The organism is Micromonospora sp. WMMD723, assembly GCF_049863385.1.
GTDB classification, from domain to species: Bacteria; Actinomycetota; Actinomycetes; order Mycobacteriales; family Micromonosporaceae; genus Micromonospora; species Micromonospora wenchangensis.
In genome coordinates this window covers 1449405-1469893 of sequence record NZ_JBMKNR010000001.1, presented here as the reverse complement: position 1 = coordinate 1469893, position 20489 = coordinate 1449405, and the positions used below count along the sequence as shown (strand labels likewise).

Here is a 20489-nt window from a genome sequence, read left to right as displayed (position 1 = left end):
TGGGCGGGCCGGGCGGGGCGTCGCCGCGCCGCCGTGCGGATCGGGCAGAATGCCCGGATGAGCGAGCTCGCGATCACCGTCATCGGTCGGGACCGGCCCGGCATCGTGGCCGACGTCGCCGAGGTGCTCGCCGGGCTCGGCGCGAACCTCACCGACTCCACGATGACCCGGCTGCGCGGTCACTTCGCCATGACCCTGATCTGCGTCGGCCCCGCCGTCGCCGAGGTCGAGGCCGCCCTGACCCCACTGGCCGCCGACGGCCAACTCCTGGCCACCGTACGCGCGGTCATCCCGGACGGTACGGCGACGCCGGCGGGTGAGCCGTACGTGCTGTCGGTGCACGGCGCGGACCGGATGGGCATCGTGGCCGCGATGACCCGGGTGATCGCCGAGGCGGGTGGCAACGTGACGGATCTGAGCACCCGCCTGGCCGGCACGCTCTACGTGGTGGTGGCCGAGGTGGACCTGCCGACGGGCCGCGCCGACGAGCTGGCCGGCCGACTCGCCCGAACGGCCGCCGACCTGGGGGTCGGGGTGTCCCTGCGCCCCGCCGACCCGGACCTCCTGTGAGCGCGAGGAGCGAGCGGGGTGTGCGAGCCCCGCAGTCGCGAACCGAGGTGAACCCGTGAGCGCGGAACCCTACCTCGGGCTCGGCGGCTGGACCCCGGCGGACCTGGGCCTGCCGGGGGAGGTGCGTCGGGTGGTCTGCGCCCCCGAGCCGGTGCTGAGCCGGCCGGGCCCGGAGGTGGACCCGACCGCCGAGGAGACCGTCCGGCTCGCCGCCGACCTGGTGGCCACCATGCGGGTGTCGCCCGGCTGCGTGGGGTTGGCGGCGCCGCAGGTTGGGGTGGGGGCGCAGGTGTTCGCCGTGGACGTGACCGGGCATCCCAAGGCGGTGACGGTGCACGGCACCTTCGTGCTCTGCAACGCCCGGGTGGTGGAGGCGAGCCGGTGGAAGCCGGGCCGGGAGGGCTGCATGTCGGTGCCCGACCTGACCGGCGACGTGAAGCGGGCCAGCCGGCTGGTGGTCGAGGGGGCGCTGCCCGGTAGCGGCACGGCGGTGCGGCTGGTCACCGACGGGTTCGAGGCGCGCGCCCTGCAACACGAGATCGACCACTGTGCCGGGCTGCTCTTCCTCGACCGGGTGGCCGGCGCGCACGCGGTCTACCAACGCAAGGTCTACCTGTGACCCGGCCGGTCACCCCGGTGGCGACACCGGTCCCCGGCGCAGCGGGCCGGCCGACTGTCGTCAGTGGAACGTCGTTCGCCGCCCGGTGCCTGATGCCCGGCGAGTCGTGGCCGGTCCAGGTGCGCCGCGCCGCTACGGTGGGGGCATCATGCGTCTGACGGTCGGTCCCCTGCCTTCCGCCGTGTACTGGCGGCGTCGTGCCGTCGTACTCGGAGCGGGGCTTCTGCTCCTGGTTGTTCTGCTCTACTCGTGTGCCCGATCGGGGGACACCGGTGCCACACCCGGTGCCGGGGCCTCGTCGTCGGCCCCCGCCGCGGGCGGGACAACCCCGACGGCCGCCTCGCCGCCTGCCGGTTCCGCCTCCCCGTCGGGCGGCTCCGAGGCGGGGGCTCCGCCGGCCGGGCCGACCACCGATCCGGACACGAGCAGCACTCCGCCCGCCGATCCGCCCACCCCGCCGGCCAATCCGGTCCGGGTCGACGACGGCACCTGCACCGACAGCGAGATCGTGGTGACCCCGGTGGCGCTCCCCGCCGAGGTACGTCGGGGTGCCCCGGTCGACCTCAGCCTCAAGGTCAGGAACAAGTCCCAGCGGACCTGCAACCGGGACGTCGGCGCGGACGCCCAGGAGCTGTTCATCAAGTCCGGGGCGGAGAAGGTCTGGTCGTCGGACACCTGCGGCACCGGCCGGGGCGCCGACGTGCAGTCGTTCACCCCCGGTTTCGAGCGCTCCTACCAACTCACCTGGAACGGCATGGACGCCAGCCGGTGCAACCAGGGGGTGGCTGCGGGCCCCAACCCGCCGGCCGGCAACTACCAGGTCTTCGCCCGGGTGGGCACCAAGCTGAGCGAGCCGGTCAAGCTGGTCGTCACCGGCTGACCGTCCCGGTCAGACGTACCGTTCCAGGATGGACGCCTCGGCCAGCCGGGACAGCCCCTCACGGACGCCCCGGGCCCGCGCGTCACCTACGCCCTCGACGGCCTGGAGGTCCTCCACGGTCGCCCCGAGCAGCCGCTGGAGGCTGCCGAAGTGCAGCACCAGCCGGTCGACGATGGCCACCGGCAGCCGGGGCACCTTGGCCAGCAGCCGGAACCCGCGTGGGCTGACCGCCGCGTCGAGCGCGTCGGAGGCGGCCGGGTAGCCGATCGCCTTGGCGACCGCGACCAGGTCGATCAGCTCGGTCGCGCCGAGCAGGTCCAACTCGACCAAGGCCTCGTCGAGGGTGCGCGACTTGCGGCCGGCGGGCAGGTAGTCCCGGATGACCAGGGTACGGTCGGCGTCGACCCCCGCCATCAGCTCGTCGAGTTGCAGGGCGAGCAGGCGGCCGTCGGTGCCGAGCTCGACCACGTACCCGGCGATCTCGTCGGCGATCCGGCGGACCATCTCCAGCCGCTGTACCACGGCGACCGCGTCGCGGACGGTGACCAGATCCTCGATCTCCAGCGCGGACAGGGTGCCGGAGACCTCGTCGAGGCGGAGCTTGTACCGCTCCAGGGTGGCCAGGGCCTGGTTGGCCCGGGAGAGGATCGCCGCCGAGTCGTCGAGCACGTGCCGCTGCCCGTTGACGTAGAGGCTGATGATCCGCATCGACTGGCTGACCGAGATGACCGGGTAGCCGGTCTGCCGGGCCACCCGCTCGGCGGTGCGGTGCCGGGTGCCGGACTCCTCGGTCGGGATGGACGGGTCGGGCATCAGGTGCACCCCGGCCTGCACGATCCGGGTGCCGTCACTGGAGAGCACCACCGCGCCGTCCATCTTGCACAGCTCACGGACCCGGGTGGCGGAGAACTCGACGTCCATCGGGAAGCCGCCGGTGCAGATCCCGTCGACGACCTTGTCGTAGCCGAGGACGATCAGTGCGCCCGTCCGACCGCGCAGGATGCGTTCGAGCCCGTCGCGCAACGCGGTGCCGGGAGCCATCAGTGCGAGATTGGCCCGTAGCGGATCACCGGCGCTGCCGGCGGCCCCGGCCACGCTCACGCTGATCGGACGGGTGGGCGAACCCACGGCGGCGGCGCGGGTGTGGGGCGTCGCGCCGGCAGGCTTGGCGGCGTCGCGGTCGGTCGGCACGCGCACAGTCTACGGACTGCCCTGCGGTGGGTGCTCTCGTGGTTACTGTGATGTGTCACGGCGTCGGATGACCTCCCCTGGTCGGGCCTGCCGGACGTCGACCGGTATGGCCCGACCGGTCCCCCGTCGTCGCCACCCTCGGTCACTCCGCGGATGCGCGGGCGACCGCCTGGAGCGCCGACCGGACGTCCGTGACCTCGGTCACCCGCATGCTGTCCGGGCCGGCGCCGGTGCTCTCGGGGCCGCACCCGGGCGGCACCAGGGCCATCCGGAAGCCGAGCCGGGCCGCCTCGGCGAGCCGGCGGGGGACGGCACCGACCCGGCGCACCTCGCCGGTCAGCCCGACCTCGCCGATCGCCACCAGGTGCGGCGCGATGGCCAGGTTGAGCCCGCCGGAGGCGACCGCCAGCGCGACCGCGAGATCGGCGGCCGGCTCGACGACCCGGATGCCGCCGACGGTGGCCGCGAAGACCTCCCGGTCGTGCAGGGTCAGCCGTTCGGTACGGCGTTGCAGCACCGCCAGCACCATGGCCAGCCGGGCCCCGTCGAGCCCCGAGACGGTACGCCGGGGCGACCCGGCCACCGTCGCGCCGATCAGCGCCTGCACCTCGGTCAGCAGCGCCCGCCGCCCCTCCATCGCCACCGTGACGCAGGTGCCCGGGACCGGCTCGGAGTAGCGGGTGAGGAAGAGCCCGGACGGGTCGGCCAGGCTGCTGATGCCCCCCTCGTGCATCTCGAAGCAGCCGACCTCGTCGGCCGCGCCGAACCGGTTCTTGATCCCCCGGACCATCCGCAGCGAGGAGTGCTTGTCCCCCTCGAAGTGCAGCACGACGTCGACCAGGTGTTCCAGCACGCGGGGGCCGGCGACCTGACCGTCCTTGGTGACGTGACCGACCAGCACGGTGGCGATGCCGCGTTCCTTGGCGACCGCGACCAGGGCGGCGGTGACGGCCCGGACCTGGGTGACCCCGCCCTGCACCCCCTCGGCCCCGGTGGTGGAGATGGTCTGCACCGAGTCGAGGACGAGCAGACCCGGCTTGACCGCGTCGAGGTGACCCAGGACGGCGCTCAGGTCGCTCTCGGCGGCCAGCCAGAGCTGTTCGTGCAGGGCACCCATCCGCTCGGCGCGCAACCGGACCTGGCTGACCGACTCCTCGCCGCTGACCACCAGCGACGGGCTGCCGGCGGTGGCCGCCCACTGCTGCGCCACGTCGAGCAGCAGGGTGGACTTGCCGACCCCCGGCTCCCCGGCGAGCAGGACCACCGCGCCGGGGACCAGGCCGCCGCCGAGGACCCGGTCGAGTTCGCTGACCCCGGTGGGGCGGGCGCGGGCCGGCGCGGCGCTGATCGTGGCGATCGGCCGGGCCGGCTCGGCCGGCATCCGGGAGCTGACCACCCGGCCGGAGACGACCGGCCCGGTGACGGTGGACTCGACCACCGAACCCCACTCGCCGCACTCCGGGCACCGCCCGACCCACTTGGGCGGCTGGTGGCCGCAGGCGTCGCACGCGTAGGCGGGGCGGGGTTCGCGGGCGGCCCGGCCCCGGGACGCGCCGGACGCGCCACGGGCGGGAGTCGATCGGGGGGTGGTCACCCCAGGACGCTAACCCTCACCGGTGACGAAAACACCGCCGGCGTGGTCGTCGCCACGCCGGCGGTGTCGGTGTCTCGCCCGTGGGGTCAGCCGCCGTGGCCGGAGCTGCCCTCCTGGCCGCTCTCCTCGCCACCCTCGCGGTGCACGATCGGGGAGGACTGGGGCGCCGGGCTCAGCGGCACCCCGACCGGGACCGGGGTGCTGACGGTACGGCCGTCGCCGAAGTCGAAGGTCAGGTTGACCTGCTGCCCGGTGCGCAGTGCCTCGTTCAGCCCGACGAGCTGGAGGTGCTGGCCGTTCTGCACGTTGAGCTGCACGTACCCGAGGGCCGGGATCTCGATCCGGGCCGGCTGGCCGGCCGGCGCCGACGGGGAGGCGCCTTCGGAGGGCGAAGCGCCCTCCGACGGCGAGGCACCCTCGGACGGCGAGGCACCTTCGGATGGCGACGCGCTCCCGGACGGGGAAGCGCCCTCGGCCGGCGAGGCGCTGCCCGACGGGGAGGCCCCCTCGGACGGGGAGGCGCTTCCGGACGGCGAGCCGCTCTCCGAGGGGGAGGCGGAGTCGGAGGGGCTGGCCGAGCCGGCGGCCCCGGTGAGCACGATCTGCCGGGCGCTGTCGGTGGTGACGGTGACGGTGACCGGGTCCCGGGTGTCGTTGTAGATCACGGCGTTGAGCGCGGCGTTCGCACCTGCGGTGAGACCGTCCTCGCCCGGGTAGTCGACGTAGAGGCCACGCACCTTGTACGCGTTGTCCGACGTCTGGACGTTGACCCCCTGGACCGACGGCTGCTTGTTGGCGGTCTCGGACACCTGGCCCGCCCCGCAGCCCGTCGCCAGCAGGGCGGTCGCCCCCGCCAGGCCGGACAGCAGCAGGGTGGCCCGCCGGGAACCCCTGATCGAGCGCGTCACGTCGGTCCTCCTCGTCACGATCCCCACCCGGTGCGTGCCCCGGGCGCGGGGTGGTCATACCCGCGCAGACCGCGCTCCAGGGTAGTTGGGGCTGATCGAGGGCCGCACACGGACCCGGTGCCGCCACCCGGGCGGGTGCCGGTCAGACCACCCGACCGCTCGCCACCAGCAGCAGCACATCGATCAGGGCCACCACCAGTACCGCCCGGAAGGCGGCCACCGAGCGGCCGTCGCGCCGGGTGGCGGCGCGGCCCGCGTACCAGCCGACGGCCGGCACCGCGACGGCCGCCGCGACCGCCGACCAGCCGACCCACGACGGCGACCCGGGTGGCCCGAGGACCAGGGCGACGGTGGCGGCGAGCAGCAGTCCCGCGGCGGCCAGCCGGCTGCCGGTGGCACCGAGGCGGTGCGGCAGCCCGCGTACCCCGGTCCGGGCGTCGTCGGCCAGGTCCGGCAGCACGTTGGCGAAGTGCGCTCCCGCGCCCAGGCAGGCCGCCGCGACGACCAGCCAGAGCGGCGGCGTGGGCGCCCCCGGCAGGGCGAGCACCACGAAGGCGGGCAGCGAGCCGAAGGAGACCGCGTACGGCAGCACCGAGACCGGGGTGGACTTCAGCGGCCAGTCGTAGAGCAGCGCCGAGACCAGGCCCACGGTGTAGCAGAGCGCGGCGACCGGGGTGGTGGTCAGCGCCAGCAGCGGGGTGGCGAGCGCGGCCAGCACGGCGGCCACCACCACGGTCCGGCGGCCCACCGCCCCCGCGGCGACCGGCTTGTCGGTACGCCCCACCGTGGCGTCCCGCCCGGCGTCCACCGCGTCGTTGGTCCAGCCGACGGCGAGCTGACTGGACAGCACGGTGAGCACCACGGCGACCGTCCCGGCCGGACGGTGACCGACCGCGACGGCGAGCAGCCCGGCCACCGTGGTCACGGCCAGGCCCGGTTCCGGATGACTCGCTTTGACCAGCCCTAACACCGTCCGCCACATAAGGGAAGTCTGGTCGTTACCGGCCGGTCGTGCCACGCTCGATGCCATGGGTCACGGTCCGGTGTCCGACGGTGTACGCGTGCTGCCCCCCAACGATCCCCGCCAGTACGACGACCTGGCCGGCGAGTGGTGGCGGCCCGACGGCGCGTTCGCGATGCTGCACTGGCTGGCCCGGGCCCGCGCCGCCCTGGTACCGCCGGCGGCCCGGCCCGACGCGGTCCTGGTCGACCTGGGCTGCGGCGCCGGGCTGATGGCGCCCCACCTGGCCGGCAAGGGCTACCGGCACGTCGGGGTGGACCTCACCCGGTCGGCCCTGGAACAGGCGGCGGCGCACGGCGTCACCACGCTGGCCGGTGACGTCACGGCGGTGCCGCTCGCCGACGGGTGCGCCGACGTGGTGGCGGCCGGCGAGGTGCTGGAGCACGTACCGGACTGGCGGGCGGCGGTCGCCGAAGCGTGCCGGCTGCTGCGCCCCGGCGGGCTGCTCGTGCTGGACACCCTCAACGACACGCTGCTGGCCCGGCTGGTCGCGGTGGAGCTGGGTGAACGCCTGCCCACCGTGCCCCGGGGCATCCACGACCCACGGTTGTTCGTGGACGACCGGGCGCTGGTCGTCGAGTGCGCCAGGCACGGCGTCACCCTGCGGGTGCGGGGGGTCCGGCCGGGGTTGCGGGCGACGCTGGGCTGGCTGGTGCGGCGTTCCCGTGGGGGTGCCGCCCGCGACGTCCCCCACGACGGGCCCGCGATCCGTCCGACCTGGTCGACGGCGGTGCTCTACCAGGGCCGGGGCGTCCGGCACGGCTAGCCGCCCCGGTTCGGGGTACCAGGAACACCCAGGAAGGGGACCGTATGACTGTGGACGCACCGGCGGTGGCCCGTCGGTTGGCACCGAGGTTCGCCGCCCGCGCCCCCGGGCACGACCGGGACGGCACGTTCCCGGTCGACGACTTCGCCGACCTGCGGGAGTCCGGGCTGTTCGGGCTGATGGTCCCGACCGTGCTGGGCGGCGCGGGAGCCTCCTTCGCCAGGTACGCGGCGGTCGCCACCGAACTGGCCCGGGGCAACGGCGCGACCGCGCTGGTGTTCAACATGCACGCCTCGGTCACCGGCGCGCTCGGCGCGGTGACCGAGGAACTGGCCGAGGCGCTGGGCGTACCGGACGAGGCGCTGGCCGCCCGGGACCGGCTGCTGCGCGCGGCGGCCGAGGGCGCCTGGTACGCGGTGGCGATGAGCGAACGCGGCGCGGGGGCCCGGTTGTCCCGGCTCAGCACGGTCTACGAACCGGTCGACGGCGGCTGGCGGATCAAGGGGAGCAAGACCTTCTGCTCCGGGGCCGGGCACGCCGACGGCTACCTGGTGGCCGCCCGTAGCGCCGCCGACCCCTCGCTGGTGTCCCAGTTCCTGGTGCCCGCCGGCACGGGGGTGACCGTGGAGCCGACCTGGGACGCCCTGGGCATGCGGGCCACCTCGTCGCACGACCTGCACCTGGACGTGACGGTGCCGACGGACCGGCTGCTCGGTGGCGTGGAGGGGCTGGCCCTGGTGGTCGCCCAGCTCATGCCGCACTGGCTGGTGGCGAGTTACGCCGCCGTCTACGTGGGGGTCGCCCGGGCGGCGGTGGACGCCGCCGCCGAGCACCTCACCGCGCGGGACCTCGGCGGTCTGCCGGCGGTGCGGGCCCGGCTCGGCCGGGCGGACGCGGCGGTGGCGGCGGCGGAGCTGGTGGTGGCCGAGGCGGCCCGCCGGGTCGACGACGCCCCCGGCGACGCCGAGACGAACCGGTGGGTGTGGCGGGCGAAGCTGCTCGCCGGCACCACGGCGGCGGAGGTGGCGGCGTCCATGCTGGAGGCGGCCGGGACGTCGGCGACCCGCCGGGGGCATCCACTGGAACGGCTCTACCGGGACGCCCGCTGCGGCTCGCTGCATCCGGCGACCTCCGACGTGTGCGCCGACTGGCTCGGGGTGGCGGTGCTCGGGGGTGACCCGGACCGCGACGGAACGGCCCCTCGTTGGTGAGGGTGACGGGGGTCGGGGCGACCACCGGACGGGCAGTGCGGACGAGAGGCGGGGACAGATGGCTGTGCCGTTGATCGCGGGGCTGGGGGCGGCACACCCGCCCGGCGCCGCCCAGGACGAACTCTGGACGGGCTACTTCGCGAAGCACTTCTCGGGTCCCACCCGGGCACTGGCCGAGCGGATCTTCGCCAACTCGGGGGTGTCCCACCGGCAGGCGGCGGTCAACCCGCTGCTGGAGGACGTTTCCGACTGGCCGACCGACAGGCGGATGCGGCGGTACCAGGTGGAGGCGCTGCCACTGGGCAAGGAGGCCATCGGCCGGGCGTTGACCGCCGCCGGCCTCGCCGCCGGTGACCTCGGGCTGTTCGTGGTCTGCTCCTGCACCGGCTACGCCACCCCCGGGCTGGACATCCTGCTCGCCCGGGACCTGGGCATGGCCCCGGACTGCCAGCGGATGTTCGTCGGGCACATGGGCTGTTACGCGGCCCTGCCAGGGCTGGGCGCGGCGGGTGACTTCGTGACCGCGCGGGGCCGGCCGGCGCTGCTGCTCTGCGCCGAGCTGACCAGCCTGCACATCCAGCCGTCCTCGGCCCGGATGGACACCCAGCAGATCATCTCGCACGCCCTCTTCTCCGACGCGGCGGTCGCCACCGTGCTGGTTCCCGGCACCGACACCACCGGCCGGGGGTACGTGCTGCGCGAGGTCGCCTCGGTGACCGACACCTCCACCGCCGACCACATGACCTGGGACGTCACCGACACCGGGTTCCGGATGGGCCTGTCGCCGAAGGTCCCGCAGGTGCTCTCGGCGCACGTCCGGGGGCTGGTGGACGGCCTGCTGGCCCGGCACGGCACGACGGTCGCCGAGGTGGACGGCTGGGCGGTTCACCCGGGCGGCCCGCGCATCCTCAACGTGGTGGAGCGGGAGCTGGCCCTGCCCGACGACGCGTTGGCGGCCTCCCGGGCGGTGCTGGACGCGCACGGCAACTGCTCGTCGCCCACGGTGCTGCTGATCCTGGAGCGGCTGCTGCGGGCGGCGGCACCGCCCCGGTGGATCGTGCTGCTCGCCTTCGGCCCGGGACTGACCCTCTACGCCGCCCTGCTCGAACGCCGCTCCTGAGCCTCCTCCACCCGCCACCGCACCCCGGCCTGAACCACTCCCGGTCGGGCCGGCCGGGAGCGCCCACGGTGAGGTGGACTACCTGGTCAGGGCGGGTGTGGTCGGCGCTGCGCCGAGCGCCGCCGTCGACCGCTGGTTACCCTCGCCGGGTGGGGGTCGAGAGGGTCGGCGGTGATCGGCTGCGCGGTGCGGCGCTGGCCGGCGTGGCCCTGCTCGCCCTGGTCGGGGGCGGCTGGTGGTGGTCGGCCACCGCCCCGGCGGTCGACCCGGTGGGCTCGGCGGCGACGGGGTCACCGCAGCCGTCGGCCGGCGCGGAGGCCACCCGACGGGTGGTGGTGATCGACGTTCGCACCGGGCGGGTCCTGGGCGCGACCGAGCTGCCCGGGACCTCCGGCGACCCGGACGTGGGGCTGCCGACGTTCACCGACACCACCTGGCGGGAGCGGATGACCCTGGTGTCCGGCCGGGCGCCGGTACGCCGGGAGTCGGCCCCGGACGGCGCGAGGCATCTCTTCCAGTACCGCTGCTCGGGCGACGGGACGCTGCTGGTCTCGGTGCTGCACGACGATCCGCCGCAGCACCGGCGGACGGCCTGCGACGGCGAACTGGTGGCCTGGGAGCTGCGCGGCCCGGACGGGGGCACCCGGTTGGAGTTCTCGGTGGTCGGGCCGGGCTCGGTCGAGCTGGAGGCGCAGGTCGTCGCGGTGCCCTGATCCGGCCCCGTTCAGCCGCCGAGCCCGATCAGGTCGCCCCGGTAGTCGGCGGCGGCACCCAGCTCCGGCAGCACCCGGACGACCGTGCCGGCCCGGTCCACCAGCAGCGCCGGGGCGGCACCGGCCTGGGCGGGCAGGTGCAACGCGGCGCGTAGCCCGCCGGCGGGATCGGCGAGGGCGCGGACCGGTCCGCCGACCGGTGGCGCGGGGGTGACCTTCCGTCCGGCGGCGACGCTCACCACCCGTACCCCGTCCGGGGCGGCGCTGGCGGCGGCGGCCACCTGCTCGGCGCAGGCGCAGCCGTCGACCAGGATGATCATCGCGGGTAGCAGGCCGCGCAGCGGGACCGGCCGCTGGTCGACGTCGACCAGGTCCAGCGCGGGCAGCGACCGCCCGACCAGCGGCACCGACGTGCCCGTCTGCGGCAGGACGGTGGGTCGTTCGGTGCCCCGGGACGACCGGGGCCAGGTGACGGTGACCAACCCGACGGTGGTGGCGAGCACCGCCACCAGGAGTATCAGCAGGGGCAGCCCGAGCGGTGGCCGCCCGTCGGGGCGCGCGGTCAACCCCAGCCGGCGTCGCCACCGGCCGGGCCGGGCCTGCCGGCGCAGCTCGCGGCGGAGCTGGGCGGCCTCCTCGGCGAGCGCCGACGCGTCGTCAGGCACCACCACCCGCCCCCACTCCGGCGGCAGGTCGGGCAGTCCGTGTCCCTCGGCGTCGGGCATGCCCATCGGACCCCCCGGGTCAGCGGTGCGGCGAGCGGTGTGCGGTACCTCTCCAGCGTCCCGCACGGACCCTCCTGCCGCCAGACCTGGGCGACCGGAGGGCCGCCGGGCTACCATGGGAAGAGCGCATAGCCCGAGAAATCCGCGCTCCGATCACCCGTACCGGGTTGTCATCCGCTGCTCACGGAGCGTGTTTGAACCACTGGTTTGGCCGCCTGTCAAGCCGAAGCAACGCCTCTCACAGGGCCCCTGAGCTGCGCCAACGGTCAGGACGGCAGCGGGACATTGGTGCCTGAGCGTGTTACCCTAGACACAGCGAAAGGGGTTTCGAACCTATGGTTTTCAGCGTCGGCGAGACCGTTGTTTACCCCCACCACGGGGCCGCACTCATCGAGGCAATCGAGACTCGGGTCATCAAGGGCGAACCCAAGCAGTACCTCGTCCTGAGGGTCGCGCAGGGTGACCTGACGGTCCGGGTGCCGGCCGAGAACGCCGAGATCGTGGGTGTGCGTGAGGTGGTCGGCGAAGAGGGCCTGGGAAAGGTCTTCGACGTGCTCCGTGCACCGCACACCGAAGAGCCGACCAACTGGTCGCGGCGTTACAAGGCGAATCTGGAGAAGCTGGCCTCCGGCAACCCGCTGAAGGTCGCCGAGGTCGTCCGCGACCTGTGGCGTCGGGAGCGGGAGCGGGGCCTGTCGGCGGGTGAGAAGCGCATGCTCGCCAAGGCCCGCGACATTCTCGTCGGCGAGGTCGCGCTGGCTGAGAAGAGCACCAAGGACGAGGCGGAGACGCTGCTCGACAAGGTCCTCACCGAGGCCTGATCCCACCGCATCGTCGTACCCACCCCGCAGCGAAGAATTCCCGAGGACCGCGACGTGACTGCGCAGCTCAATCCGCGCGGTGACGTCGCGGTCCTCGTTCCTGCGGCCGGTGCCGGCGTACGGCTCGGGCCGGGCGGTCCCAAGGCGCTCCGGCTCCTCGGCGGTGAACCCCTGCTGGTGCACGTGGTACGCCGGATCGCCGCCGCCCCGTCGGTGCACACCGTCGTCGTCGCCGCGCCGGCCACCGAGGTCGACGCCGTCCGGCAGCTGCTGACCCCGCTCGCCCCGGTCCTGGTGGTGGCGGGCGGTGTCGAACGCCAGGCGTCGGTGGCGAACGCGCTGGCAGCGGTGCCGTCCGGCCCCGACATCGTGCTGGTGCACGACGCGGCGCGGGCGCTCACCCCGCCCGCGCTCGTCGAGGCGGTGGCGGCAGCCGTCCGGGCCGGGCACGACGCGGTGATCCCGGTGCTCCCGGTCAGCGACACGATCAAGCGGGTGGACGCTGCCGGCGTCGTCCTCGCCACCGTCGACAGGTCGGCCCTGCGGGCCGTGCAGACCCCGCAGGGTTTCCGCCGGGAGGTGCTCGCCGCCGCGCACGCCGCCGCCGGTGACCCGCTCACCGACGACGCCGGCCTGGTCGAGCAGCAGGGGGTGCCGGTGTTCTGCGTCCCCGGCTCGGAGTACGCGCTGAAGGTCACCCGCCCGTTCGACCTGACCCTGGCCGAGCACCTGCTGGCCGCCGGGCACTGACGCGTACCCTCGATCCATGATCGTTCCCAGGGTCGCCGTCGGCACCGACATCCACGCCTTCGCGGCCGGCCGGCCGTGCTGGCTGGCCGGCCTGCACTGGCCGGGCGAGGACGGCCTGGCCGGGCACTCCGACGCCGACGTGGTCGCCCACGCCGCCTGCAACGCGCTGCTCTCCGCCGCCGGGCTCGGTGATCTCGGGGCGAACTTCGGGGTGGACCAGCCGGAGTGGGCCGCCGCCTCCGGGGTCACGCTGCTCACCGAGTCCGCCCGCCGGGTCCGCGCCGCCGGGTACGCGATCGGCAACGTCTCGGTGCAGGTCGTCGGCAACCGGCCCCGGATCGGGCCACGGCGCGACGAGGCGCAGCAGGTGCTCTCCGCGGCGGTCGGCGCACCGGTCACCGTCACCGCCGCCACCAGCGACGGTCTCGGCTTCACCGGGCGGGGCGAGGGGCTCGCCGGCATCGCGGTGGCCCTGGTCTACGACGCGTCGGCCGGGTAGGGCCGCGATGACCGACGACGAGTCGCCGCTGGACGGCTACCGGCAGCGGGCCCAGCTCCTGGCCGAGCTGGGCCGCCACGACGAGGCCACCGAGGAACTGGGCTTCGCGCTCGCCCTGGCCCCCGCCGACCCGGCCGCGCTGACGCTGCTGGCCCGGCTGCACCTCGCGGCCGGCCGCCCCGGCGAGGCGCTCGCCGCCGCCGACGCGGCGATCGCCCCACCCCGCCCCGACATCCCACCGCTCCCCGGACCGCCGCACCCGCCTGTGCCCCCGGGGCCCGCCGTGTCGTCGGGGTCGGTTGTGCCTCCGGGGTCGGCTGTGCCCCCGGGCCCGGTTGACCAGGCAGGTGGGCCGACGCCGGCCGGCCCTACCGGATCATGGGCGACGCCGGGGGAGGCGGGCCCACCGACGTTGCCCGACCCGTCCGGATCGTCGCCGGACCGGCCCGCACCGCCGTTCGGCCCTGACCGGCCGGGGACACCCTCCTTGCCCGGCCCGGCCGGTGCACCTGCCCCCGCCGGCCCGGCCGGCGGATCCGGCCCGTCGGGGGAGGCCGGGGCGAGGGTGCCGACCGCCGCGCTGGTCGTCCGGGCCATCGCCCTCACCGACCTGGGGGAGTACGCCGAGTCGGCGCGTACCGCCGATCGGATCCTGGCGGCCGGGCCGGGTGACGCGTACGCCCAGCGGAGCGCGGCGGCGATCCTGGCCGAGGCGCGCAACGGCCAGCCGGCGCTGAACGCGGCCTGGCGTGGGGTGGAGTTGGCCCCCGACGAGCCGCAGGCGCATCTGGTGCTGGCCCTGGTCGCCGGCCGGCTGGAGCTGTTCGACCTGGCCGAGCGGGCCTACCGGGAGGCGCTGCGGCTCGATCCGGAGCTGGCCGAGGCGCGGCACGACCCGGGGGTGCTGCGGTTGGAGCGGCGGCGCTGGGTGCTGGCGCTGGAACAGGTGGCCGCGTTGGCGCCGGTGCAGCCGGCGCGGGCCGAGAAGCTGCCGCTCTGGGCCGGGCTGCGTCGGCTCGTCCTGATCGGCAGCGGCTGGTCGCTGGTCGCCAGCCTGCTGCTCGCGTTCCTGGCGGCCGGCGGGGCGGGGGCGAGCCGGGTGGTGGCGGTGCTGGCGGCGGCCGGTGGCGCGCTGCTGGCCTGGCGGCTGTCCCGGCGGGTGCCCGAGCTGGGCCGGGTGGTCCTGCCGGCGCTGCGCCGCGAGGACCGCGCGTTGGCGTTCGCCGTGTACGCCGTCCCGGCCGGGCCGGCCCTGCTACTGCTGTTCGCCCTGGTGGGCAGCCCGTGGCCGCTGGTGCTCGCGATCGCCCTCGCCGTGCCGGCCACTCTGGTCGCCGCCACCCGTGCGGGCGTGTCCTAGCCTCGCGCGCCGCCTCCGGTCAACGACGGCTGGGCGACCCGACCCACCCGGGAAGCCCTCGCTGAGTCGTGACTGATCGAGGCACCCGGAGGGTCAGGGCTGGCGGTTCCAGGTCCAGGCGTAGCCCGGGTCCTCGCACTCGACGGCGGCGTCGCAGAGGTCGAGGGGGCGGAAGGTGTCGACCATGACGGCCAGTTCGTCGAAGAAGTCTACGCCGATCGAGCGTTCCGCCGCGCCGGGCTGCGGGCCGTGGGTGAAGCCGGACGGGTGCAGCGAGATCGAGCCCTGCCCGATGCCGGAGCCACGCCGGGCCTCGTAGTTGCCGCCGGTGTAGAAGAGCATCTCGTCGGAGTCGACGTTGTGGTGGTGGTACGGCACCGGGATCGCGTCCGGGTGGTAGTCGACCTTGCGGGGCACGAACGAGCAGATCACGAAGTTGGGGCCCTGGAAGGTCTGGTGCACCGGTGGCGGCTGGTGCAGGCGGCCGGTGATCGGCTCGAAGTCGTGGATGGAGAACGCCCACGGGTACTGGTGGCCGTCCCAGCCGACCACGTCGAACGGGTGGTGGGCGTGGACGTGCCGGGTCCAGGCGGTGCCGGTGGCCGTCCGGGCGCGGTGCCGGACCAGCACCTCCACGTCGGTGCCGTCGACCAGCAGGGGCGCGTCCGGCCCCCGGACGTCCCGCTCGCAGTACGGGGAGTGTTCCAGGAACTGGCCGCGTACGGACAGGTAGCGCTTGGGCGGGCCGATGTGCCCGGTGGCCTCGATGGTGAGCAGCCGGACCGGGGCGTCGCCGGTGGGCACCAGCCGGTGCACCGTCGAGGTGGGGACGACCGCGTAGTCGCCGGCGACCAGGTCGAGCGCGCCGAAGGTGGACTCCAGCCGCAGTGTGCCCGCCTCGACGTAGAGGCACTCGTCGCCGGTGGCGTTGCGGTAGAGCGGGGACGGCCGGTCGGCCAGCACGTACCCGATCCGGACGTCGTCGTTGGCGAGCAGCTGACGCCGGCCGAGCACCGGGTCGGCCCCCGCGCCGTCGAGCTTGTGGGTCTGCAGGTGGCGTGGCTTGAGGGGGTGGTTGGGCAGCCGGGTGTATCCGGGCGGGGTGAACTCCTCGGCGGCGACGATCGCGGTCGGCGGGTGCCGGTGGTAGAGCAGGGACGAGTCGGCGGAGAAGCCCTCCTGACCCATCAGCTCCTCGGTGTAGAGGCTGCCGTCGGGCTGGCGGAACTGGGTGTGCCGCTTGCGGGGAACCTCGCCGACGCTGCGGTAGTACGGCATGTCGCCTCCCGTATTGTCCCGATATCCGGCCGGTGGCGTCCGATAACCGGACGTCACTGTCCGTTCCTTGACAGCGTCCCGTAGATTCTTGTCTCGTGTCAACGCAGGTCCCCCGCCTCCTCGCCGGACTCGTCGACGACGCCGCCGTCTTCCCGCCCGGCAGCGCGGCGCTGCCCGACGCGATCGCGGCGCACCACGGACACCGCACCTCCTGGTACGCCGACCTGGTCGGCCCGCTGCTGGTGCCCGCCTCCGCCGTCGGCGGGCTGGCCGGCCTGCCCGAGGGCACGGTGACCGGGCTGATCGGCGACACCGGCGTCGCCGGGGTGCCCGCCGCGCTCGCCGGGCTGGCCGCCGCCGGCATCGCCGTCCGGCAGGTCGAGGTGGCCGTCGCCCGACGCGGCGAGGACCCCCAGCCGGGCCTGGCCGCGCTGCGCGGCGTGCTCGCCGGGCACCGTGACCTCGACTGGTACGCCGAACTGCCGCTGACCTTCGGGCTGACCGCCGCCCTGGACACCCTCGCCGAGGCCCGCGCGGCCGGCGAACCGGTCGCCGCGAAGTTCCGCACCGGCGGGCTGGCCGCCGAACTCTTCCCCACCCCCGTCGAACTGGCCGCGGTGATCTGCGCCTGCCGGGACCGGGCGCTGCCGTTCAAGCTGACCGCCGGGCTGCACCACGCGCTGCGCCAGATCGACCCGGAGACCGGCTTCACCCACCACGGCTTCGGCAACGTGCTGGCCGCCACCCTCGCCGCCGCAGGCGGCGCCGAGGTGGACGCCGTCGCCGCGCTGCTCGCCGACACCGACCCGCTGCGGGTGGTCGAGCCGGCCCGGGCGGCCCGGGACGACGAGCGTCCGCTGTGGATCGGGTTCGGCTCGTGCAGCGTGCGGGAACCACTGACCGATCTGATCCGGCTGGGGCTGGTGAACGGGGGATTCGACAGATGAGCTGGGTGACGGGCGCGGACGGCTCGGCGTACGGGGTGACCAACCTGCCGTACGGGGTGTTCCGGCACGACGGGCGGCCACCCCGGATCGGCGTACGCGTCGCCGACCTGGTGTTCGACCTGGCGGCAGCCGAGGAGGCCGGGCTGGTCCTCGCCGCCGGGGCGTTGCGCCGGCCCACCCTCAACGACTTCATGGCGCTCGGCCGCCCGCAGTGGACCTCGGTCCGGCAGCGCATCGTCGAACTGCTCACCGAGCCGGCGCACCGGGCGGCCGTCGAGCCGCTGCTGCTGCCGCTGGCCGCGGTCGAGCTGCTGCTGCCGTTCGAGGTGGCCGACTACGTCGACTTCTACTCCTCCGAGCACCACGCCGGCAACGTCGGGCAGATCTTCCGCCCCGGCCAGCCGCCGCTGCTGCCGAACTGGAAGCACCTGCCGATCGGCTACCACGGCCGGGCCGGCACGGTGGTGGTCTCCGGCACCCCGGTCGTCCGCCCGAGCGGGCAGCGCGCCACCGCCGAGGGTCCCACCGTCGGCCCGTCGGTACGCCTCGACATCGAGGCCGAGGTGGGCTTCGTGGTCGGCGTGCCGAGCGCGCTCGGCGACCGGGTGCCCACCGGCGACTTCGCCGACCACGTGTTCGGGGTGGTGCTGGTCAACGACTGGTCGGCCCGGGATATCCAGGCATGGGAATACCAGCCGCTCGGGCCGTTCCTCGGCAAGTCCTTCGCCACCTCCGTCTCCGCCTGGGTGACCCCGCTGGACGCCCTTGCCGACGCGTTCGTGCCCGCCCCGCGGCAGGACCCGCCGGTGCAGGACTACCTGCGCCAGACCCCGCACCTGGGCCTCGACCTGCGACTGGAAGTCGAGTGGAACGGCGAGCGGGTCACCGAGCCGCCGTTCGCCGGCATGTACTGGACCCCCGCCCAGCAGTTGGCCCACCTCACCGTCAACGGCGCGTCCCTGCGGACCGGCGACCTGTACGCCTCGGGCACCGTCTCCGGCCCCGAGCGCGGCCAGGTGGGCTCGTTCCTGGAACTGACCTGGGGCGGGGCCGAACCGGTCACCGTCGGCGGGGACACCCGCACCTTCCTCGCCGACGGCGACACCGTCACGCTGCGGGCCACCGCGCCCGGCCCGGACGGCTCCACCATCGCCCTCGGCGAGGTCACCGGGCGCATCCTGCCCGCCCGCTGAGCCGACGCCTGACGGTCGCACCCGCTGTCCGACCGTCCGACGCCCCTGCCGCGTTTCTCCCACCGGATTCCGCCGTACGCCCCGCGCCGCCGTCTCCCGTCGGCGGCGCGGGGCGCGTCGGCGTGGCACGTCCCAGTGGAGAGGAGGTACGAGCATGAACGATCTCGTCGGCGCGGTGTGGCGCACCAGTAGCCGCTCGAACGACCAGGGGCTCTGTGTGGAGGTGGCGGACAACCTCGTCCGCACCCGGGCCGTGGTCGGGGTACGCGACTCCAAGGACCCGTCGGGCCCGGCCCTGGTCATCGGCCCACCGGGTTGGACGGCGTTCGTCGACGCCGTCCGGCAGGGGACCTTCCGTCCCTGACCGCCCCGTCACCGGCGTCCCCACCCGGGACGCCGGTGACGGAAATTTCACCGTACGGCCCCCCGTCGGACGCTCACCCGCCGTACGGTGGACGACACGGGAGGTGCCATGTCGACGGTTGCGGTCACCGATGTCATCGAGGCGACGGCCGTCGACGTGTGGGAACGCCTGACCGACCTGCCCGTCCGGGTCGACTGGCTCTGCACGGTCAGCTCCGTCGAGCTGCTCACCCCCGGGCCGTTCGGGCCGGGCACCGCCTGGCGGGAGACCCGGACCCGCCCGGACGGCGGCGACCAGCCGGAGGAGTTCCTGGTCCTGACCGCCGAGCCGGCACACCGGCTGGTGCTCGCCTCCCCGGGTATCGGGGTGGACTACCGGATCACCTGGACCCTGCGCGCCGTCCGACGTCGTCGCCGGGTCGGCACCGCCGTCACTGTCGAACACCGGGCGCTGCCGACCGCCCCGTACGGGCGGGTGATGGCGCTGCTCTTCGGCGGCCTGGCCGCCCGGACGGTGGAGGGTGCGATCCGGCACGACCTGACCGCGCTGGCCGCCACCGTGCGCAGCACCGGCCGGGCCACCGCCGCCTGATCCGCGTCCGGGCACCGGCGGTCCGCCGGCCCGACTTCGTTCGCGCGACGCGACGCGACCTGACCGGTCCCCAGGGGGGACGTCTGGGTAGGGTGCCGGGCGGAGGTGGGCATGGGATTCCCGAAGGGACGGCGGCGACTCGTGGTCGCGGTCACCACGCTGCTCATCCTCGTGGCGGTCGCCGGCATCGGCTACCGGGTGCTCGCCCCCGCCGAGGTCGTCACGCCCGCCCGGGGCGCACCGCCGCCCGCCGGCACCCCGGCCGTCGGCGTGGTGGGTCGGCTGCCGGTCGCGCCGCTGGTGGTGGCGGGCCGGCTGCGGGTCTACGCCGCCGAGCGCCAGCTCTATGCCGACCAGCCCGCCGACAGCCGCAACCGGGTCACCCCGTTCTGGTCGTACCGGCGCTGGCCGGCCACCCTCGACGGGGTGCTGGCGGCCGGCACGATGGTGCTCAGCCGCTGGTCGGACGGGAAGCTGGTGGCCCTGGACGGGCTCACCGGCACGGTCGCCTGGCGGGTCGACGGGCCGACGCCGTACGCCGCGACCCCCGCCCGGCGCACCGGGGCGGCCACCGTCTGGGACCCGCACGGCATCTCCGTCGCCCCCGCCCCCGGAAGCCTGACGGTGCTGGTCGTCTCCGGCCGGGACGGCCTGCGCGGCTACGACCTCGCCGACGGGCGGGAGCTGTGGCGGGTCGACGGTGGCCGGGACTGCCGTACCGACCTGGGCACCACCGCCGCCGGGCAGGTCTTCTCCGTCGACTCCTGCGCCGGCCCGACGGCCGTGGAGTTCCGCGCCGTCGCCACCGGCACGGTGGGCACCCGCTGGCGGCCCCCGGACGCACCCGAGCGGTTCACCGTCACCCCGGTCGGCTGCCTCACCCCCCGCTCGCAGTGCCGGGGGCTGCGCACCGACGGCGGCTCCGGCGGCCGGGGCTGGCAGGTCGGCCCGGGTGCGCCGATGGCCGCCCCCGCCCTGGACGCCGCCGGCACCACCCTGGTCGGGGAACTGGCCGTCGGCGACGACGGCGGGGTGCTCAAGGGCTGGGAGGCGCGCAGCGGCAAGGGCCGCTGGCAGCGCGGTGACCTGGGCCCGGTGACGATCCTCGCCACCGAGGCCGGTCGGCTCTACGTGCTGACCGAACGCCGGGAACTGGTCACCCTCGACCCGGTCACCGGTGCGCAGCGGTCCCGGTTCCCGATGACCCCCGGGCGGGACGGCATCGGCTGGAAGCCCGGCCGGGCGTACGCGGCCGGCGGCTACGTCGCGGTGGAACGGTTGCGGGAGCGCGCCGGCCCGGACGACGACGACCAGGCGTACTTCCTGATGGCCGAGCCGGTCGTGCTCGCCGCGACCTGACCCGGCCCG

21 protein-coding genes and 2 pseudogenes are annotated in these 20489 nt (G+C 75.1%); 17 read left to right on the top strand and 6 right to left on the bottom strand.

All coding sequences use genetic code 11. From position 1 onward, the window contains the following. The first annotated feature begins 57 nt into the window (after positions 1-57). From ACN261_RS06730 to ACN261_RS06720, 3 genes are all read left to right on the top strand, one after another. Positions 58-570 (top strand): glycine cleavage system protein R, encoded by a 513-nt coding sequence (locus ACN261_RS06730; RefSeq protein ID WP_421484455.1) that lies wholly within the window; start codon positions 58-60, stop codon positions 568-570. A 55-nt stretch (positions 571-625) separates the two neighbouring features. After that, complete coding sequence (locus ACN261_RS06725; RefSeq protein WP_357925867.1) at positions 626-1189, top strand: peptide deformylase; 564 nt, start codon at positions 626-628, stop codon at positions 1187-1189. Positions 1190-1337: 148 nt separating this feature from the next. Continuing rightward, a complete protein-coding gene (locus ACN261_RS06720; protein ID WP_425848973.1) occupies positions 1338-2069 on the top strand; it encodes a hypothetical protein in 732 nt (243 codons plus the stop codon). Positions 2070-2078: 9 nt separating this feature from the next. Here the strand turns inward: ACN261_RS06720 and disA are convergent, their stop codons facing one another. The 4 genes from disA to ACN261_RS06700 form a co-directional block, all read right to left on the bottom strand. Continuing rightward, complete coding sequence (disA, locus tag ACN261_RS06715) at positions 2079-3260, bottom strand: DNA integrity scanning diadenylate cyclase DisA (protein WP_421484452.1); 1182 nt, start codon at positions 3258-3260, stop codon at positions 2079-2081. Between the two features lie 142 nt (positions 3261-3402). After that, positions 3403-4854, bottom strand: coding sequence for a DNA repair protein RadA (gene radA / locus ACN261_RS06710; protein ID WP_421484451.1), 1452 nt, complete (start codon positions 4852-4854; stop codon positions 3403-3405). 86 nt (positions 4855-4940) lie between these two features. Beyond that, positions 4941-5762: a hypothetical protein gene (locus tag ACN261_RS06705; RefSeq protein WP_421484450.1), complete on the bottom strand. Its 822-nt coding sequence runs from the start codon at positions 5760-5762 to the stop codon at positions 4941-4943. A gap of 142 nt (positions 5763-5904) precedes the next feature. After that, a complete protein-coding gene (locus ACN261_RS06700) occupies positions 5905-6792 on the bottom strand; it encodes a UbiA family prenyltransferase (RefSeq protein WP_421484449.1) in 888 nt (295 codons plus the stop codon). Here ACN261_RS06700 and ACN261_RS06695 point away from each other — a divergent pair. The 4 genes from ACN261_RS06695 to ACN261_RS06680 all read left to right on the top strand — a co-directional run bounded on the left by ACN261_RS06695 (position 6791) and on the right by ACN261_RS06680 (position 10593). Beyond that, positions 6791-7549: a class I SAM-dependent methyltransferase gene (locus ACN261_RS06695; RefSeq protein ID WP_421484448.1), complete on the top strand. Its 759-nt coding sequence runs from the start codon at positions 6791-6793 to the stop codon at positions 7547-7549. The two genes, ACN261_RS06700 and ACN261_RS06695, sit on opposite strands and share 2 nt — an antisense overlap. A 44-nt stretch (positions 7550-7593) precedes the next feature. Then, on the top strand, positions 7594-8760 hold the full coding sequence (locus tag ACN261_RS06690; RefSeq protein ID WP_425848970.1) for an acyl-CoA dehydrogenase family protein: 1167 nt from the start codon (positions 7594-7596) through the stop codon (positions 8758-8760). Positions 8761-8818: 58 nt separating this feature from the next. Next, the gene (locus ACN261_RS06685; RefSeq protein WP_421484446.1) at positions 8819-9880 is read left to right on the top strand and encodes a type III polyketide synthase; all 1062 of its coding nucleotides are present in this window, start codon (positions 8819-8821) and stop codon (positions 9878-9880) included. A gap of 149 nt (positions 9881-10029) precedes the next feature. Then, complete coding sequence (locus ACN261_RS06680; protein ID WP_421484445.1) at positions 10030-10593, top strand: hypothetical protein; 564 nt, start codon at positions 10030-10032, stop codon at positions 10591-10593. Positions 10594-10604: 11 nt separating this feature from the next. Here the strand turns inward: ACN261_RS06680 and ACN261_RS06675 are convergent, their stop codons facing one another. Then, positions 10605-11324, bottom strand: a complete 720-nt coding sequence (locus tag ACN261_RS06675; protein ID WP_421484444.1) for a hypothetical protein — start codon at positions 11322-11324, stop codon at positions 10605-10607. 329 nt (positions 11325-11653) lie between these two features. Between ACN261_RS06675 and ACN261_RS06670 the strand changes: the two genes are divergently transcribed. The 5 genes and pseudogenes from ACN261_RS06670 to ACN261_RS06650 form a co-directional block, all read left to right on the top strand. Then, positions 11654-12139, top strand: a complete 486-nt coding sequence (locus ACN261_RS06670; protein WP_007073334.1) for a CarD family transcriptional regulator — start codon at positions 11654-11656, stop codon at positions 12137-12139. A 54-nt stretch (positions 12140-12193) separates the two neighbouring features. After that, the gene (gene ispD / locus ACN261_RS06665) at positions 12194-12889 is read left to right on the top strand and encodes a 2-C-methyl-D-erythritol 4-phosphate cytidylyltransferase (RefSeq protein WP_425848966.1); all 696 of its coding nucleotides are present in this window, start codon (positions 12194-12196) and stop codon (positions 12887-12889) included. 16 nt (positions 12890-12905) lie between these two features. Next, the gene (gene ispF / locus ACN261_RS06660) at positions 12906-13388 is read left to right on the top strand and encodes a 2-C-methyl-D-erythritol 2,4-cyclodiphosphate synthase (protein ID WP_088643252.1); all 483 of its coding nucleotides are present in this window, start codon (positions 12906-12908) and stop codon (positions 13386-13388) included. A 7-nt stretch (positions 13389-13395) separates the two neighbouring features. Continuing rightward, a pseudogene (locus tag ACN261_RS06655) lies at positions 13396-13593 on the top strand (tetratricopeptide repeat protein); the annotation flags it as partial. Positions 13594-13887: 294 nt separating this feature from the next. Then, positions 13888-14748 (top strand): annotated as a pseudogene (locus ACN261_RS06650) (tetratricopeptide repeat protein); the annotation flags it as partial. A gap of 93 nt (positions 14749-14841) precedes the next feature. Here the strand turns inward: ACN261_RS06650 and ACN261_RS06645 are convergent. Then, positions 14842-16026 carry a homogentisate 1,2-dioxygenase gene (locus ACN261_RS06645; RefSeq protein ID WP_425848963.1) on the bottom strand — a complete coding sequence of 395 codons (1185 nt, stop codon included), beginning with the start codon at positions 16024-16026 and terminating at the stop codon, positions 14842-14844. 95 nt (positions 16027-16121) lie between these two features. Between ACN261_RS06645 and ACN261_RS06640 the strand changes: the two genes are divergently transcribed. The 5 genes from ACN261_RS06640 (at position 16122) to ACN261_RS06620 (ending at position 20480) form a co-directional block, all read left to right on the top strand. Next, positions 16122-16973, top strand: a complete 852-nt coding sequence (locus tag ACN261_RS06640) for a hypothetical protein (protein ID WP_421484439.1) — start codon at positions 16122-16124, stop codon at positions 16971-16973. Next, positions 16970-18166 carry a fumarylacetoacetase gene (gene fahA, locus ACN261_RS06635; protein WP_421484438.1) on the top strand — a complete coding sequence of 399 codons (1197 nt, stop codon included), beginning with the start codon at positions 16970-16972 and terminating at the stop codon, positions 18164-18166. The genes ACN261_RS06640 and fahA overlap by 4 nt, the downstream gene beginning before the upstream one ends. 154 nt (positions 18167-18320) lie before the next feature. Next, positions 18321-18530 carry a DUF397 domain-containing protein gene (locus ACN261_RS06630; RefSeq protein ID WP_088643247.1) on the top strand — a complete coding sequence of 70 codons (210 nt, stop codon included), beginning with the start codon at positions 18321-18323 and terminating at the stop codon, positions 18528-18530. A 108-nt stretch (positions 18531-18638) separates the two neighbouring features. Continuing rightward, positions 18639-19121, top strand: a complete 483-nt coding sequence (locus tag ACN261_RS06625; RefSeq protein WP_425848959.1) for an SRPBCC family protein — start codon at positions 18639-18641, stop codon at positions 19119-19121. A gap of 111 nt (positions 19122-19232) precedes the next feature. Beyond that, positions 19233-20480 (top strand): PQQ-binding-like beta-propeller repeat protein, encoded by a 1248-nt coding sequence (locus ACN261_RS06620; protein WP_425848956.1) that lies wholly within the window; start codon positions 19233-19235, stop codon positions 20478-20480. The last annotated feature ends 9 nt before the right edge of the window (positions 20481-20489 follow it).

What these genes read in the sequence shown, in the direction of transcription:
- ACN261_RS06685 (WP_421484446.1), top strand. Translation starts at nt 8,819, where the DNA reads ATGGCTGTGCCGTTGATCGCGGGGCTGGGGGCGGCACACCCGCCCGGC.
- ispF (WP_088643252.1), top strand. Translation starts at nt 12,906, where the DNA reads ATGATCGTTCCCAGGGTCGCCGTCGGCACCGACATCCACGCCTTCGCG.
- ACN261_RS06700 (WP_421484449.1), bottom strand. Translation starts at nt 6,792, where the DNA reads ATGGCATCGAGCGTGGCACGACCGGCCGGTAACGACCAGACTTCCCTT.
- ACN261_RS06720 (WP_425848973.1), top strand. Translation starts at nt 1,338, where the DNA reads ATGCGTCTGACGGTCGGTCCCCTGCCTTCCGCCGTGTACTGGCGGCGT.
- ACN261_RS06690 (WP_425848970.1), top strand. Translation starts at nt 7,594, where the DNA reads ATGACTGTGGACGCACCGGCGGTGGCCCGTCGGTTGGCACCGAGGTTC.
- ACN261_RS06645 (WP_425848963.1), bottom strand. Translation starts at nt 16,026, where the DNA reads ATGCCGTACTACCGCAGCGTCGGCGAGGTTCCCCGCAAGCGGCACACC.
- ACN261_RS06675 (WP_421484444.1), bottom strand. Translation starts at nt 11,324, where the DNA reads ATGGGCATGCCCGACGCCGAGGGACACGGACTGCCCGACCTGCCGCCG.
- ACN261_RS06695 (WP_421484448.1), top strand. Translation starts at nt 6,791, where the DNA reads ATGGGTCACGGTCCGGTGTCCGACGGTGTACGCGTGCTGCCCCCCAAC.
- ACN261_RS06670 (WP_007073334.1), top strand. Translation starts at nt 11,654, where the DNA reads ATGGTTTTCAGCGTCGGCGAGACCGTTGTTTACCCCCACCACGGGGCC.
- fahA (WP_421484438.1), top strand. Translation starts at nt 16,970, where the DNA reads ATGAGCTGGGTGACGGGCGCGGACGGCTCGGCGTACGGGGTGACCAAC.
- ACN261_RS06730 (WP_421484455.1), top strand. Translation starts at nt 58, where the DNA reads ATGAGCGAGCTCGCGATCACCGTCATCGGTCGGGACCGGCCCGGCATC.
- ACN261_RS06625 (WP_425848959.1), top strand. Translation starts at nt 18,639, where the DNA reads ATGTCGACGGTTGCGGTCACCGATGTCATCGAGGCGACGGCCGTCGAC.
- ACN261_RS06620 (WP_425848956.1), top strand. Translation starts at nt 19,233, where the DNA reads ATGGGATTCCCGAAGGGACGGCGGCGACTCGTGGTCGCGGTCACCACG.
- ACN261_RS06630 (WP_088643247.1), top strand. Translation starts at nt 18,321, where the DNA reads ATGAACGATCTCGTCGGCGCGGTGTGGCGCACCAGTAGCCGCTCGAAC.